Source organism: Rhodococcus sp. 5A-K4, assembly GCF_046097995.1.
GTDB lineage: Bacteria > Actinomycetota > Actinomycetes > Mycobacteriales > Mycobacteriaceae > Rhodococcus_F > Rhodococcus_F erythropolis.
The window spans coordinates 76,086-90,328 of record NZ_JBJURM010000011.1; the positions used below are offsets into that span (position 1 = coordinate 76,086).

A 14,243-nucleotide genomic window follows, 5' to 3' on the forward strand; every position below is an offset into this window, starting at 1 on the left:
CTACTTGATTACTGCCGCCCGTACGGCGCCGACAAGGCGCCGATGACCCAGCAGTTCTTGACCCAGTGTTGCACGCCTGTGTTTTCCACGAGAAATTCGGTCCAGACGGGTTGTCATCGCCCGCACGGCGGAGCAATGTGAAAGATGAGCGCGGAGCAGGTCGGCAGCACTTTCGTCGGACACCTGGCCCCTCAATTCACCGCACAATTTTTGGAGGAATCATGTTGGGAATTGCTTTGGGCCTCGGCAGCGCTGCTGTCGGAATCGGCCTCGGACTACTGGGCGCGGGAGCGGGAATTCTGCTGAGCGACAAGACCGTCAAAACTGCGCGACGTGACCTCACCGCCTGACGAGGGCGAGCGCACTGACTATTTGGGCACTCGGGTCAACGCGGCGATGCGCCACCCAGCGCAGTGGGTGCTCTCGCACGCCACACGTCGCCGCGGCGTGGACACAGACGCAGCCGTTCCCACCAGCGCCCAGGACGTGCTCGACCGGTTGACGGCTCTCCGAATCAGCACGTGGAGTTACGGTTTCGACCACAAGTCGATCCGTCATCTCGGACCGATGGCACAGGATTTTGCCGCAGTCTTCGGCCTGGGATCCAACACCCGTCGGATCTCGGCCGTCGATGCAAACGGCGTCTGCATGGCGAGCATCCAAGCATTGAACCGCAAAGTTCTCGCCCTCGAGACAAAGGTCAGCGCGCTCGAGAAGGACATGGACAGACTGCACGAAGAACTGGGAGGCACGGGCACGGATCGAAATGCATTAAAGGTCAACAACAGTCACACACCCCCGCCGCTCGACGAGTTCGGTAGGTCCGCAGGTCTGTAGTTTGTTCGGTGTGACCGCCCCTGATTCAGACTCCGACTCAGAACCCAACGAGATTGCCGCGCTGTTCGACGTGACGTCCGACTCCGTCGGTGACGAACATGTCGAACAGGTACTTTCCGAATTCGGCCTCGGCGCAACGGAGATCACGCAGACCGCGGCCCGCATCCGGGCCAGTCGGTCGGAATTTCGCCGACTACGCCGTCGCGAGAACGAATTGGCGGTCCTCTACTCGAGTGCGCGTGAACTCGCGCAAGTTCGCGACGTGGACACTCTGCTCCAGCGACTCGTCAACCGAGCACACGACATCATGGGCACCGACGTCACGTACCTCTCCGAGTTCGATGTGGTCACCCGAGATCTGAATGTTCGAAAGACAGCAGGCGCCGTCTCGCCGGAACTACAGCATCTACAGGTTCCCGCCGGCGCGGGACTGGTCAGTGCGATTGCCGAATCTCGAGCAGCCCAATGGGTTCAGAACTACAGCGACTACACGCAGTCGCGTCACGACGAGGTGGTCGACGCCGCGATAGTCGCCGAAGGTCTGGTAGCGATTCTCGGCGTGCCGATGCTCTCGGACGGCCAGATCCTCGGAGTCCTGTTTGCCGCCGACCGCCGGGAACGACGATTTACTGCCGATCAGATAGCCCTGCTCTCGGCGCTGGCGGATCATGCCTCGGTGGTCCTGCAAACCGCGCGGGCGCTCGATCGCGCCGAGGAATCCGCCGCCGAGACCGGGCGAGCACTCGACGAACTGCGGGAGCACGTGTCCGCGCGCGACAAATCGAACATCGTCCACCAGGATCTGATCCACGCCGTTCTCCGCGGCGGTGGCTATGCCCAGGTTGCACGAACCCTCAGCAACTCTCTCGATCGCGGCACCGTCGTGGTCGACAGTGAGCTACGCCCTCTGGTCAAATCCTCGGGCGAGCAGATCACGACGGTGCCGTTGTCTCTACCTCGCGCCGTGTCCGAGGCCATCGACCAGAGTCGCCGAAGCGGCCGATGCACGTTTGTCGCCGATGACGGTGAAACCGTGATCCAACTCGTCAGCGCCATCACCGCCGGCGAATCATTCCTCGGGGCCATCTTGCTGAATCGTTCGGACGCGCCGATCGGACCTGTCGAACTCAGGACCGTGGAACGGGCCGCTCAGGTTACTGCGATCCTCGTGTTGCAACACACGGCGGCGGCAGCAGCGGATCGGCGCGCACGTGACGAACTGGTCGCCGATCTGTTGAGCACTGCGCCCGAGCGCAGGCGCGATCTCGAACGTCGGACCCGCAACCTCGGCATCTCCCTCGGCGAACTCGATACCGTCCTCGTGGTGTCGGTTGCTCCGGAACTCCGCACCGCTGCGCTCCGCGCAATCGGCCAGAGTTTGCCGGTCGGGGCTTTGGCGTCGCAGCACGCCGGATTGATCGCGGTGGTCTCGCGCTCGGGGAACCCGGCAGCCGCGGCAACCGTCGTTCACCGCCAGATCACCGGTTCGGTGGGACCTCACGCCGTGGTGATTGCGCCGGCAACGGCGGAGCGTCCCGAAGACCTCCCGGCGCGCTTCACCTCTGCCCTGCGTACTGCTCGCCTGCTCTCGGCGTTGGGCAAGACCGACGGCGCGGTCACGACGGCGTCGTATCTGCCGTACACCGTTCTGTTCGGCGAAAATCCGGAATCACTTCATCAGTTCATCGATGACGTGATCGGCCCGGTACTCGCCTACGATCGCGACAAGGACACCGATCTCACTGCGACCCTGCGCGCCCTCGTGCGCAACGAAGGAAGCCCGACCAAGGCTGCCCGCGCCCTCAACTATCACCCGAACACCGTCATTCAGCGTCTCGAGCGCATCCGCACGCTCCTCGGTCACTCGTGGCGTGAAGACGAGAACTTCTTTCGGGTGTCCATGGCGACGAGGCTCGACGAGCTTCGGCAAGTGGGCGCCGAAGAGGCCGGGGGTGAGACCGTCGACAAAGACGGTGGTGCATGACACTACAATTTCGACCAATCGATGTGCCCTGAGCACGTGGCCTGGCAGCCATCACCCTCCCTACTGTGAAGCGGAGCACAGAATCACTTCAGGAGGACCACCCCCGTGTCAATCAACAGCCGGTCTATCAATAGCCGTATCGCCAATTTCCGGTCCTACGATGTCGCCGCACGGCGCGCCGAGATCGTCCGCCAGACGGACCTGACCGAAGCAGACATCGCGGTCTACGACGCTGCCGACGGTCTCACCATCGATCAGGCCGATCGCATGGTCGAGAACGTAGTCGGCGTCATCGGCATCCCGGTCGGCGTCGCCACCAACTTCACGATCAACGGCACGGACTACCTGATCCCTCTCGCCACCGAGGAGCCGTCGGTAGTCGCAGCCGCGAGTAACGCTGCCCGCATCGCACGCGGACTCGGCGGCTTTCACGTCTCGAGCACCCCGCCGATCATGCAGGCCCAGATACAACTCGTCGACGTCGTGGATCCGGCGGCCGCCCGAATCCGACTCCTCGAGGCTCGCGAGGAAATCATTGCACTCGCCAACGAGCAGGACCCGAAGTTGGTCAGCGTCGGCGGTGGTGTGAAGGACATTTCGGTTCGCATCGTCCCTTCGGACAAGGCCACCTACGTGGTCCTCCATCTTCATGTCGACGTACGAGATGCCATGGGCGCCAACGCCGTCAACACGATGGCCGAGGCAATCGCGGATCGAGTCGCCGAGATCGGCGGCGGACACGTCGTCCTGCGCATTCTCACCAACAAGGCCGATCTGCGGCTGACGCGCGTTCGCGCCGTGTTCGACGCCGAATTGATCGGCGGCGCAGAGGTTGTGGACAACCTGATCCATGCCGCGCGCTTGGCCGAGCTGGATCCCTACCGCGCCGCGACGCACAATAAGGGCATCATGAACGGCATCAGCGCCGTAGTGCTGGCTACCGGAAATGACACGCGCGCAGTCGAAGCCGGATGCCACTCCCATGCAGTCAACGCCGACGGAATCTACTCCTCGCTCTCGCATTTCGAGAAGAATGCCGACGGAAACATCGTCGGCACCCTCGAGCTGCCCATGCCGGTCGGCCTCGTCGGCGGGGCCACCAAAGTGCACCCCGTAGCGCAGGCCGCAATCAAGATGCTCGGCGTCGAGAGCGCCGAGGAACTCGCCGGCATCATCCTGGCAGTCGGTCTGGCGCAGAACCTGGCCGCTGTCCGCGTTCTGGCCAGTGAAGGTGTCCAACGCGGACACATGGGACTGCACGCCCGCAACATCGCTGCCACCGCCGGAGCGCAGAAGAGCGAGATCGACGCCGTGGTCGCACGCCTGATCGCGGACAAGAGCATTCGCGTCGAACATGCCGAGAAGGTTCTCGCCGAGATCCGCGGCGGAAACTGACGACAATGACCGAAACAGTTGCAGGATCACCAGTGTGGAAGCCGGCGCCTCATCGAGTGCCGGCGCCGGGACTACCGACCTCGGTCCGGATCTACGAAGTCGGGCCACGCGACGGACTTCAAGCAGAGACGGCGGTGATCCCGACCGAGACGAAAGCCCAGTTCATCGAACGCCTCGTCGCGGCCGGTTCCCGCACTGTCGAATTGACGAGCTTCGTCTCACCTCGATGGATCCCGCAACTCGCGGACGCGGAAGAATTGATGGATCGGCTGCACCTGCCGGACTCGGTACGTACGGTCGTTCTTGTCCCGAACCGCAAGGGTCTCGAGCGGGCCGTTGCCGCCGGAGCGCGCGAAGTTGCAGTATTCGTCAGCGCTACAGAGGAATTCGCTAAACGAAACCTCAACTCGACGGTAGACGGCGCTATAGCCGCGGCCACCGAGGTCACTGCCGCCGCAAGAGCTCTGGGACTTCCCGTCCGCGGCTACATCTCGATGTGCTTCGGCGACCCTTGGGAAGGCACTGTGCCCGTCGAACGTGTCGCCGACATCGCGAAGACCCTGGTCGACAGCGGTGTCACGTCACTCTCACTCGGCGACACCATCGGCGTCGGCACACCTGGCCATGTGCTCGCCTTACTCGACGCCCTCCGAGAACGCGGCATCCCCACATCGCAGATCGCCATGCACTTTCACGACACCTACGGCCAGGCGCTGTCGAACGTCTATGCGTCATTGACCGCTGGAGTATCCGAATTCGACAGTTCAGCAGGTGGTCTCGGACGGTGCCCGTACGCCAAGGGCGCGACCGGGAATCTCGCCACCGAGGACCTGGTGTGGATGCTCCACGGCCTCGGGATCGACACCGGCATCGACCTGGATTCCCTTACCGACACAAGTAGTTGGATGGCCGAACAGATCGGACACTCGAGTCCGTCCCGAGTCGTCACCGCCCTCCGCGCAGCACGTACCTGACACTCGCAAGCAAGCCCCTCCCTGTACGACCCCCTGCCATGCATGACACTGGAGAAGACTGATGTCACCACCGCAGTCGGCAACGACGCCGACCACCACAACCGCGCCGACCGATCAGCAGACATACCTCGAAGTCTGGGGCGACACTGTCAACGGTCGACACCTCGCGATCTCCGTCGCAGTCGGCAGTGTCGTGGGCGCCTCGGCTCTGCTTGCGGCCCAGTCTCTGTTCGAACGGGTCGTCAACGAACCGTCGTTGGCCCAGGCGTACAGCCTGCTGGTCGGTATCGCTGCCTGCCTGCTCGCCGGCGTCGTCTGCGGAATCTTCATCAAGCCGAAGCGGATAGTCGCCTTGGCCGCCGCCGACGCGGAGTCGATCGACGGTGTCATCACGACGATGAGTGAGCAGCGTCAGGGTCTGGGCACTCTCGCCGACATTCCGGAGCAGAGCCGACAGGAACTTCGCGAACTCGGTCTGTACGACCACTTCGCCGCTGCCGAGGCCGAGCACGCACAGGCCTCGAAGACATCGCCCTCGAACCCGCCGAAGGGCGGTGGGCGCGCATGAGTTCGGTTCTGACCAACGAAATTCTCATCGCCGTTCTCTTCGGCATCATCGGTGCTGTCGCGTTCACGTTCATCGGATTGATCTCCGGCACAGACGAGACCGCCACCATCGCACCGCTGACTCTGCTCGTGATTCTGCTCGGCGCTCCCCCGGCGGCAGTCTTCACGTTCTTCCTCTCCGGTGCGATCGCCAAACACATGACGCATGCGGTGCCGACGATGCTGCTGGGCATTCCCGGCGACACGATGGCGATTCCGCTCTTGCCGGAAGCGCAGATGATGCGCTCACTCGGCATCCCGCACATCGCACTCCGCAAGGCGATCTCGGGAGCAGTGATCTCGGCGTTCGTCGCCGTGCCGGTTGCCGTTCTGTTCGCGACCATCCTCGCGCCGTTCGCCGACACCGTTCAGTCGATCGCACCGTGGCTGTTCCTGGTCGCCGCCATCGGCATCGCCTACGCCTCACCAGGCCGCTGGGCCGGGGTGGTCGCCCTCGTTCCGTTTGTCATCTTGATCCTCGGTGCCCGCGCGTTGACGTCGAATTACGACGTGTCGCTGAACATCAGCTACTTCCTGGCCATTGCGGTCGGGCCGCTGATCGCCGACCTCGCGCTGACCCTGGGGCCGTCGAGCCGCAAGGACATGGAACGCAGCGAACCCAAGACCGTGGCACTGGCCCCGGACATCAAAGGATGGAAGGGATACTTCCCCAATCCTCTGAAGGTCCTCGATCGCAAGCAGATCGGTTACACCGCAGCCGCTTCCACGGTGTCGAGCGCAACGTTCGTTTTCAGCCCCGTCGCCATGACAGTTCTGATGGGTGAGCTGGTAGGTGCGCGGATCAAGAACGGCTATCACCGACTGACCACCATGGTCTCGGCAAAGAACGGTACGACGGAATCCACCTACATCGCGGAAACCCTCATCCCTCTCGTGGCCTTCGGCCTTCCGCTCAGCCCGCTGGCAGCAGGTCCCGCGGCCCCTCTGTTCAACGCTCCGCCGGTCTTCGAGACCAATCAAGAAACCGGAGTGATCAACAATCTCTCCACGTACCTGACGCAGTGGGAGTTCCTGCTCTACGGACTGCTCGCAGTGGTCACGGCAACGGTCATCGCGTACCCGTTTGCCATGAACTACGCCTACCGCGCTGCGTCAGCGGTGGTCAAGCACATCAGTCACGAAGCTGTGATCGCGGTGTTCACGGGACTGGTTGTGGTCATCAGTATCTGGGAGGGCGGCATCCTCGGGCTTCTGATCACCGTGACGGTCGGCCTGGTCGGTGGCCTTCTCGGGCGCCTGTTCAAGATTCACGGCGGTGTTCTGTTCATGGGTTACTACGTGGCGCTGTTCAGCGTTCCTGCCCTGATCAATCTGTTCTGAATCGCTGGATTCCACCAACACGTGCGGACCCGCAAGAATGCGGGTCCGCACGTGTTTCTTCAGCTACCGACCGTGAGCGCCACGGTTCGATTCCGGTCCAGCTTCTTCGCTCGGTACAACGCCTCGTCAGCGCAATCGACCAATTGCGTCAGGTCTGCGTCGCCGTGGGGTGAACATGCGACGCCGATGCTGACCGTCGGCCCGAGTTCACCCAATACCGCCGACGAATTCTCCGCTTGTGCGCGTCGAATCATCTCGGCCGTTTCGGTCGCACCCTCGAGATCGACGCCGGCCATCAGTACGACGAACTCCTCGCCGCCCAATCGGGCGAAGAGATGCTTGTCATCGAGGTTCCGCCGCACCTGATCGGCAAAACTCACCAACGCGGTATCACCGGCGCGATGGCCGACGTTGTCGTTCACCATCTTGAAGTGATCCAGATCCATCATCAGGACGCTCACCGGACGACCAGAGTGGCGCCGCGGATCGGGCGCACCCGTCACGCTGCCGCCTCGCCGCAGGAACTCGTCCCGGCGCAACGCACCGGTGAGATCGTCGTGGGTGACGGCCTGTGTGAGTGCCTCGAGCGCGCGGCGGCGCTCGAGGATCACACACGCCACCGCGATCGGCGCTACCGCCAGCAACGACAATCCGATCTGGACGGACGCACTGACGGGCGAGACGCCTTCGCTGGACAATCCGAGATGCCCGTCGGCCGTCAGTACCAACGTCCAGGCAGTTGATGCGGCGGTGAGCACCGACGTGACAAAGACATTGGTGAGCAAAGCGGCAGTCACCAGCGCCGGCATGGCAAACGCGATCGCTCCGGCGCCGCCGATCACCCACTCCAAGATGATGCAGATGGCCAGCAGCGCTGTCGGAACAACTGATCGACGCAGAAGTGTGGCAACAGCTTTCGGGTCTCGATCCACCCGCCGAAGCGAAGGGAAAGTCAGCACCAACGGGACGATGGTCATGTAGTTGACGAACTCACTCGAGAACCAGAGCAACCAGCCGTCCCACCACTGCCCGCCGAACAGCACGCGGTTCGCGATTCCGCCCACGAGCGCCGCCATCGACGCGGCCACGACAGTCATCGACACGAGATAGCCGACGGACTGAATACTGGTCAGTCGACGATCGTCGCCGCCCACCCAGCGGAAGGCGTAAAAGCCACTCGCAACCCCGACGATGTTGGCCGCGTTGAGCCACACCGTGGACTCCCACGCCCCGCCCGTGATGAGGTCGGCTCCAACGTAGCCGGCTGCAGCGCAGATCCAGGTGAGCGGTGTGGCCGAGCGCGGCGATCGAAAGAGAATCCCGAGAAGCAGCGCATTGGCCGGCCAGAAGACAGCAAGCGTGCCCGGTAGGCGGCTCAGAATTCCGACCAGGCACGAGACGAAGACGACTACGCCGATAAGCAGTGCGCGACGTACGGCCGATGACGCCAACGACTTTTCGACCGTGCTCACCACCTACATTCGGCTGACCTACTCACAATTCGCCCTACTGTGCCTTGGCTATCGATGCAGACAAATCGGATGTTACGGCGTCAGTTGGCCAAAGGAGATTTACCGAGCGCGCCCAAAGCGGTCTGAGCAAACTCTTGGACACTCTCGCTGCCACTTCCCGCAGGCATCAACCCGAGAAGGGGAACACCACTGACCGAGACAAGATCCTCGCGATTGCATCTCTCGGCGAGGTCCGGTTCCTGCGGCCACGAACCGATCACCAACCCGGCGCATTCCACACTGGATGCACCCAGCGCTTCCACGGTCAGAGCGGTGTGATTTAGCGTGCCCAGGCCGGACGCAACCACCAGCACTACCGGTGCTGCCAGAGCTGCGGCGAGATCGCGCGCGGTGAACCCGTCCACCCCCAACCGAACCAACAAGCCGCCGGCACCTTCGATCAGGGTCAAGTCGTGGGTGGTGTCCAGGTCGCGAGCGACTCGGACTACGTCGTCGAGCGCCAACAACGGGAGACCACTTCGACGGGCAGCAGTATCCGGCGCCAAAGGTTCGGGATACCGCGCCAACTCGACCAGCGTCACGCCGCCACCGGTCAGACGCTCGATCTCGGCCAGATCACCCGCACCGTCCACGTCGACGCCGGTCTGGGCCGGTTTGAGCACTGCAACCGACTTGCCCGACTGCAAGGCCACCGATGCCAATGCGGCTGTCACCACTGTTTTTCCGACGTCCGTCGACGTTCCGGTCACCAGGAAAATGCTCATGCTCGGGCACCGGCCAAGACGTCGCGCAGTACGAGAGCGATCTGCTCCATCTCGGATGCGGACAGCGTCGCTCGTGCGGTCAGACGCAGCCGTGACGTTCCTTCCGGAACCGACGGCGGGCGGAAGCAACCGACATGCAACCCCTGATCCCGGCACGCCGACGCGGCATCGAACGCCCGTTGCGGATCGCCGAGAACGACCGAGACGACAGCAGATTCAGGCGACGGTGCACCGGTGACGTCGGCGAGTTCGGATGCCCGGGCCAGGACGTCGAGCGCTCGCGTCGGCTCGCGCTGGAGTACGGCGAGTGCAGCTCTGGCCGCGCCGACAGCGGCGGGAGCGAGACCGGTGTCGAAGATGAACGTTCTTGCCGCGTCGATGAGATGCGCGCGAATCTTGTTGTCGCCGAGTACAACTCCGCCCTGACTGGCGAGCGACTTGGACAGCGTTGCCGTCACGACGACGTCAGGTTCACCCGCCAGGCCCGACTCGTGGACGAGTCCACGTCCACCGGCACCGCGCACACCGATGCCATGCGCCTCGTCGACCAGCAGGATCGCCCCGTACTCGCGGCACACCTGATGCATCTCCCGCAGCGGCGCGAGGTCTCCGTCGGCGCTGAAGACCGAATCCGTGACGACCAGCGCTCTCTCTTCCACTCTGCTGCGCAACGTGTCGGCGAGAAAGCTCACGTCCGAATGCGGAGCTACCGCAACCCGGGCACGTGACAGGCGGCAGGCATCCACGAGTGAGGCATGCGATCCCGCATCGGAGACGATCAACGATCCGGGACCCGAGAGCGCCGTCACCGCGCCGAGATTGGCTGTGTAGCCGGAAGAGAAGACCAGTCCGGAGTCCGCCCCGACGAACTCGGCCAGTTCGACTTCGAGCAGTTCGTGTTCGGTGGTGGTGCCGGTGACCAGACGCGAACCCGTGGCGCCCGCGCCCCAACGGCGCAGAGCCGCCGTTGCACCCTCGATCACGTCGGGGTGCCGCACGAGTCCGAGGTAATCGTTCGACGCCAGGTCGATCAACGGGGAGTCGACCGTGCGAGGACGGAGTTCGCGGCGCAGTCCAGCGGCCCTACGGTCCGCTTCGACGGCAGTGAGCCAATTCAGCGAGGTGTTCACTTTTCCGACCATACTTGAACACCGTTCAACTCAATGGTTAGGGTGCATCCGTGCTCACAACTGGACTTGATCCCCATGACGTCTCCGCCATCGATGCCGATGTCCTCTGGCATCCGTACGGATCATTTCCCGCGTCGACTCGTCCGCTGATCGTCGACTCTGCCCAGGGGGCTACCCTCACGCTCTCCGACGGCCGCCGATTGGTCGACGGAATGAGCTCGTGGTGGGCCGCCATTCACGGCTACCGCAATCCCGTGCTCGACACTGCTGCTGCACGGCAGCTGGGCAAGATGAGTCATGTCATGTTTGGCGGACTGACGCACGAACCCGCCGCTCGCCTCGGGCGACTGCTCGTCGACATCACACCACCTCACCTCGACAAGGTGTTCCTCTCCGACTCCGGTTCGGTGGCCGTCGAAGTAGCAGTCAAGATGTGCCTGCAGTACTGGCGGAGCCTCGGAAAACCGTCGAAGAATCGTTTGATGACCTGGCGCGGTGGATATCACGGCGACACATTCACCCCCATGAGCGTCTGCGACCCCGACGGCGGCATGCACTCTCTCTGGACCGACGTCCTTCGCCCTCAGGTCTTCGCGCAGACTCCCCCGGCGGACTATCTCCCCGAATACGTGCAGGAGTTGGAAACGCTGCTGGCCGAGCATCACGAGGACCTCGCCGCGGTGATCGTCGAACCCGTAGTCCAAGGCGCCGGCGGAATGCGTTTCCACGACCCCGCGTACCTGATCGACCTACGTAACCTCTGCGACAAATACCAAGTCCTCCTGGTCTTCGACGAGATCGCGACCGGATTCGGACGCACCGGTGAACTGTTCGCCGCCGATCATGCCGGCGTCAGTCCCGACGTCATGTGCGTCGGCAAGGCACTGACCGGCGGGTACATGAGTCTGGCGGCAACGCTGTGCACCACGGAGATCGCAGAGACCATCACTGCCGGCGAGGGCGGCGGACTGATGCACGGCCCCACCTTCATGGGCAATCCACTCGCGTGCGCTGTCGCGGTCGCGTCGACCGAACTTCTGCTCGCAATGGACTGGCGGCGTGACGTCGCAACCCTCGAACGTGGCCTCACTCGCGGCCTCGCCGAAGCCGTCACAATTCCCGGGGTGGTGGACGTTCGAGTCAAAGGCGGAATCGGGGTGATCGAACTCGAGCAGCCGGTCGAGATGCAGAGCGCCACCGATGCGGCCGTCGACGCCGGGGTCTGGCTTCGACCGTTCCGCAACCTCGTGTACGCGATGCCTCCGTACCTGTGTTCGGACGCGGAGGTGGAACAGATCACAGCCGGAATGCTTGCAACCGCCCGCAGCCAGGCGAAACGGTGATCAGCGGCGTAGACAGTCGACAAGATTCGATCGGCTGCACCCGATAGGGTCTGATTCATGGATCAACCGCCGAGCGCGCCCTCAGCCACTCCCATCCCGGTATGGCCTGGCAGTGCGTACCCACTCGGTGCCACCTACGACGGCGCGGGGACCAATTTCTCGCTCTTCTCCGAGGTCGCCGAAGCCGTCGAACTGTGCCTGATCGCCAAGGACGGCACCGAAACCCGCATTCGGATGGACGAGGTCGACGGTTACGTCTGGCATGCGTACCTTCCGTCCGTGTCCCCCGGCCAGCGATACGGCTACCGCGTGCACGGGCCGTACGATCCGGCTGCAGGTCTGCGCTGCGATCCGAGCAAACTCCTGCTGGACCCGTACGGAAAAGCGTTCGACGGAGACTTCGACGGAGACCGTTCACTGTTCTCGTACGACGTCGAGTCGGCGGCGGACCCCGAACCTGCTGGAGACGACGAAACTCCTGCCGTGGAGCCGGAAGAAGCCACCGACGAAACGAGTTCGGAAGCCGAATCGGGCGAGGTGGGCCTCGAAGACGAGTCACCCACGGACGATCAGGAATCGGACGAGAGCCTCGACCCAGAACCCTTCGATCCCGAACCGCTCGTCGACGAACCCGCTACCATCCCTTTCCCCCAACATGATTCGCTCGGTCACACGATGTCGACCGTCGTCATCAATCCGTTCTTCGACTGGGCATCCGACCGCTCGCCGAAGCGTCCGTACCACGAGACGGTCATCTACGAAGCGCACGTCAAGGGTATGACCGCGACGCACCCCGGAGTTCCGGAGGAATTGCGCGGCACTTACGCCGGACTCGCGCATCCGGTGATCATCGAGCACCTCACCAATCTGGGTGTCACGGCGATCGAACTGATGCCGGTCCATCAGTTCATGCACGACCAGGTGCTGCTCGATCAGGGACTGCGAAACTACTGGGGCTACAACACCTTCGGCTTTCTTGCTCCGCACACCGACTACTCCTCGGCCGCCAAACCCGATGCGGCCGTGGCGGAATTCAAGGCAATGGTGCGCAGTTTCCACCAGGCGGGTATCGAGGTGATCCTCGACGTGGTCTACAACCACACCGCCGAGGGCAACCACATGGGGCCGACCATCAGCTTCCGCGGAATCGACAACGCCGCCTACTACCGACTGGTAGACGGCGACGAAGCGCACTACATGGACTACACCGGAACGGGCAACAGCCTCAATGCCCGTCATCCGCACACCCTGCAATTGATCATGGACTCGCTGCGGTACTGGGTCACCGAAATGCATGTCGACGGTTTCCGCTTCGACCTGGCCTCGACACTCGCCCGTGAACTGCACGACGTGGACCGCCTTTCCGCCTTCTTCGATCTGGTGCAACAGGATCCGATCGTCAGTCAGGTGAAACTGATCGCCGAACCGTGGGACGTCGGCGAAGGCGGTTACCAGGTCGGCAACTTCCCAGGCCTGTGGACCGAATGGAACGGCAAGTACCGCGATACCGTCCGCGACTACTGGCGTGGTGAGCCGGCAACGCTGGGCGAGTTCGCTTCCCGCCTCACCGGATCCTCGGATCTCTACGAGGCGACCGGACGTCGCCCCGGCGCGAGCATCAATTTTGTCATCGCTCACGACGGTTTCACCCTGCACGACCTCGTCTCGTACAACGAGAAGCACAACGAAGCCAACGGCGAGAACAACAACGACGGCGAATCGCACAACCGATCCTGGAACTGCGGCGTCGAAGGCCCCACAGACGACCCCGAAATCCTCGAACTGCGTGGACGTCAGAGCCGAAACATCCTGGCTACGCTGATGCTCAGCCAGGGCACCCCGATGCTTGCTCACGGCGACGAGATGGGCCGAACTCAGCAGGGTAACAACAACGTTTACTGCCAGGATTCGGAACTGTCATGGATGGATTGGACTCTCGCGGAAACCAATGCGGACCTCGTCGAGTTCACCAAGCGCGCAATTGCCTTGCGCGCCAAGAACCCGGTCTTCCGGCGTCGTCGATTCTTCGAGGGCCGACCCATTCGAAGTGGCGATCAGGGCCGAGACATCGCCTGGCTCACGCCGTCGGGCGAGGAGATGACTCCGGCCGACTGGGACAGCGGTTTCGGTAAGTCGTTGGCCGTCTTTCTCAACGGCGACGCGATCCCGGAACCGAACTACCGCGGCGAGCGTGTCACGGGAGATTCGTTCCTCCTGTGTTTCAACGCTCACTACGAAGATCTCGAATTCTCCACCCCCAACGCGGACTACGCGTCGGAGTGGACCGTCGTACTCGACACCTCGGTCCCCACTGGTGAGAGCGATACCGTGATCAAGGCCGGAACAACATTGGATGTAAAAGCGCGAGCATTGACGGTACTTCGCAGAACCGCCTGA

Annotated in this window: 11 protein-coding genes and 1 pseudogene; 9 read left to right on the forward strand and 3 right to left on the reverse strand. The window is 63.1% G+C overall.

The window, feature by feature from the left end; genetic code table 11:
- The first annotated feature begins 221 nt into the window (after window positions 1-221).
- The 7 genes and pseudogenes from ACKAMS_RS16300 to ACKAMS_RS16330 all read left to right on the forward strand — a co-directional run bounded on the left by ACKAMS_RS16300 (window position 222) and on the right by ACKAMS_RS16330 (window position 7,137).
- The gene (locus tag ACKAMS_RS16300) at window positions 222-350 is read left to right on the forward strand and encodes a hypothetical protein (RefSeq protein ID WP_021333694.1); all 129 of its coding nucleotides are present in this window, start codon (window positions 222-224) and stop codon (window positions 348-350) included.
- Entirely contained in the window at window positions 334-837 is a 504-nt protein-coding gene (locus tag ACKAMS_RS16305) for a tail fiber domain-containing protein (protein WP_408989255.1), read from the forward strand. The genes ACKAMS_RS16300 and ACKAMS_RS16305 overlap by 17 nt, the downstream gene beginning before the upstream one ends.
- Before the next feature lie 10 nt (window positions 838-847).
- Complete coding sequence (locus ACKAMS_RS16310; protein ID WP_408989256.1) at window positions 848-2,821, forward strand: helix-turn-helix domain-containing protein; 1,974 nt, start codon at window positions 848-850, stop codon at window positions 2,819-2,821.
- Between the two features lie 102 nt (window positions 2,822-2,923).
- Window positions 2,924-4,216: pseudogene (locus ACKAMS_RS16315) on the forward strand (hydroxymethylglutaryl-CoA reductase, degradative); the annotation flags it as partial.
- A gap of 5 nt (window positions 4,217-4,221) precedes the next feature.
- Window positions 4,222-5,190: a hydroxymethylglutaryl-CoA lyase gene (locus ACKAMS_RS16320; RefSeq protein WP_080910802.1), complete on the forward strand. Its 969-nt coding sequence runs from the start codon at window positions 4,222-4,224 to the stop codon at window positions 5,188-5,190.
- A 61-nt stretch (window positions 5,191-5,251) separates the two neighbouring features.
- Window positions 5,252-5,758 (forward strand): hypothetical protein, encoded by a 507-nt coding sequence (locus tag ACKAMS_RS16325; RefSeq protein ID WP_060938925.1) that lies wholly within the window; start codon window positions 5,252-5,254, stop codon window positions 5,756-5,758.
- Window positions 5,755-7,137 (forward strand): tripartite tricarboxylate transporter permease, encoded by a 1,383-nt coding sequence (locus ACKAMS_RS16330; protein WP_003941745.1) that lies wholly within the window; start codon window positions 5,755-5,757, stop codon window positions 7,135-7,137. The genes ACKAMS_RS16325 and ACKAMS_RS16330 overlap by 4 nt, the downstream gene beginning before the upstream one ends.
- A 59-nt stretch (window positions 7,138-7,196) precedes the next feature.
- On the opposite strand, the gene ACKAMS_RS16335 is transcribed toward ACKAMS_RS16330, so the two are convergent.
- The 3 genes from ACKAMS_RS16335 to ACKAMS_RS16345 all read right to left on the reverse strand — a co-directional run bounded on the left by ACKAMS_RS16335 (window position 7,197) and on the right by ACKAMS_RS16345 (window position 10,515).
- Window positions 7,197-8,609, reverse strand: coding sequence for a diguanylate cyclase (locus tag ACKAMS_RS16335; RefSeq protein WP_408989257.1), 1,413 nt, complete (start codon window positions 8,607-8,609; stop codon window positions 7,197-7,199).
- A gap of 80 nt (window positions 8,610-8,689) precedes the next feature.
- Complete coding sequence (gene bioD, locus ACKAMS_RS16340) at window positions 8,690-9,373, reverse strand: dethiobiotin synthase (protein ID WP_408989258.1); 684 nt, start codon at window positions 9,371-9,373, stop codon at window positions 8,690-8,692.
- Window positions 9,370-10,515 (reverse strand): 8-amino-7-oxononanoate synthase, encoded by a 1,146-nt coding sequence (locus ACKAMS_RS16345; protein WP_019748828.1) that lies wholly within the window; start codon window positions 10,513-10,515, stop codon window positions 9,370-9,372. Before ACKAMS_RS16345 ends, bioD begins: the two co-directional genes overlap by 4 nt.
- A 38-nt stretch (window positions 10,516-10,553) precedes the next feature.
- Here ACKAMS_RS16345 and ACKAMS_RS16350 point away from each other — a divergent pair, with 38 nt between their 5' ends.
- Together ACKAMS_RS16350 and glgX are read left to right on the forward strand one after the other, a co-directional pair.
- Window positions 10,554-11,846, forward strand: coding sequence for an adenosylmethionine--8-amino-7-oxononanoate transaminase (locus ACKAMS_RS16350; protein ID WP_020908047.1), 1,293 nt, complete (start codon window positions 10,554-10,556; stop codon window positions 11,844-11,846).
- Between the two features lie 57 nt (window positions 11,847-11,903).
- A complete protein-coding gene (gene glgX, locus ACKAMS_RS16355) occupies window positions 11,904-14,243 on the forward strand; it encodes a glycogen debranching protein GlgX (RefSeq protein ID WP_020908048.1) in 2,340 nt (779 codons plus the stop codon).

What these genes read in the sequence shown, in the direction of transcription:
- ACKAMS_RS16320 (WP_080910802.1), top strand. Translation starts at nt 4,222, where the DNA reads ATGACCGAAACAGTTGCAGGATCACCAGTGTGGAAGCCGGCGCCTCAT.
- glgX (WP_020908048.1), top strand. Translation starts at nt 11,904, where the DNA reads ATGGATCAACCGCCGAGCGCGCCCTCAGCCACTCCCATCCCGGTATGG.
- ACKAMS_RS16300 (WP_021333694.1), top strand. Translation starts at nt 222, where the DNA reads ATGTTGGGAATTGCTTTGGGCCTCGGCAGCGCTGCTGTCGGAATCGGC.
- bioD (WP_408989258.1), bottom strand. Translation starts at nt 9,373, where the DNA reads ATGAGCATTTTCCTGGTGACCGGAACGTCGACGGACGTCGGAAAAACA.
- ACKAMS_RS16330 (WP_003941745.1), top strand. Translation starts at nt 5,755, where the DNA reads ATGAGTTCGGTTCTGACCAACGAAATTCTCATCGCCGTTCTCTTCGGC.
- ACKAMS_RS16345 (WP_019748828.1), bottom strand. Translation starts at nt 10,515, where the DNA reads ATGGTCGGAAAAGTGAACACCTCGCTGAATTGGCTCACTGCCGTCGAA.
- ACKAMS_RS16325 (WP_060938925.1), top strand. Translation starts at nt 5,252, where the DNA reads ATGTCACCACCGCAGTCGGCAACGACGCCGACCACCACAACCGCGCCG.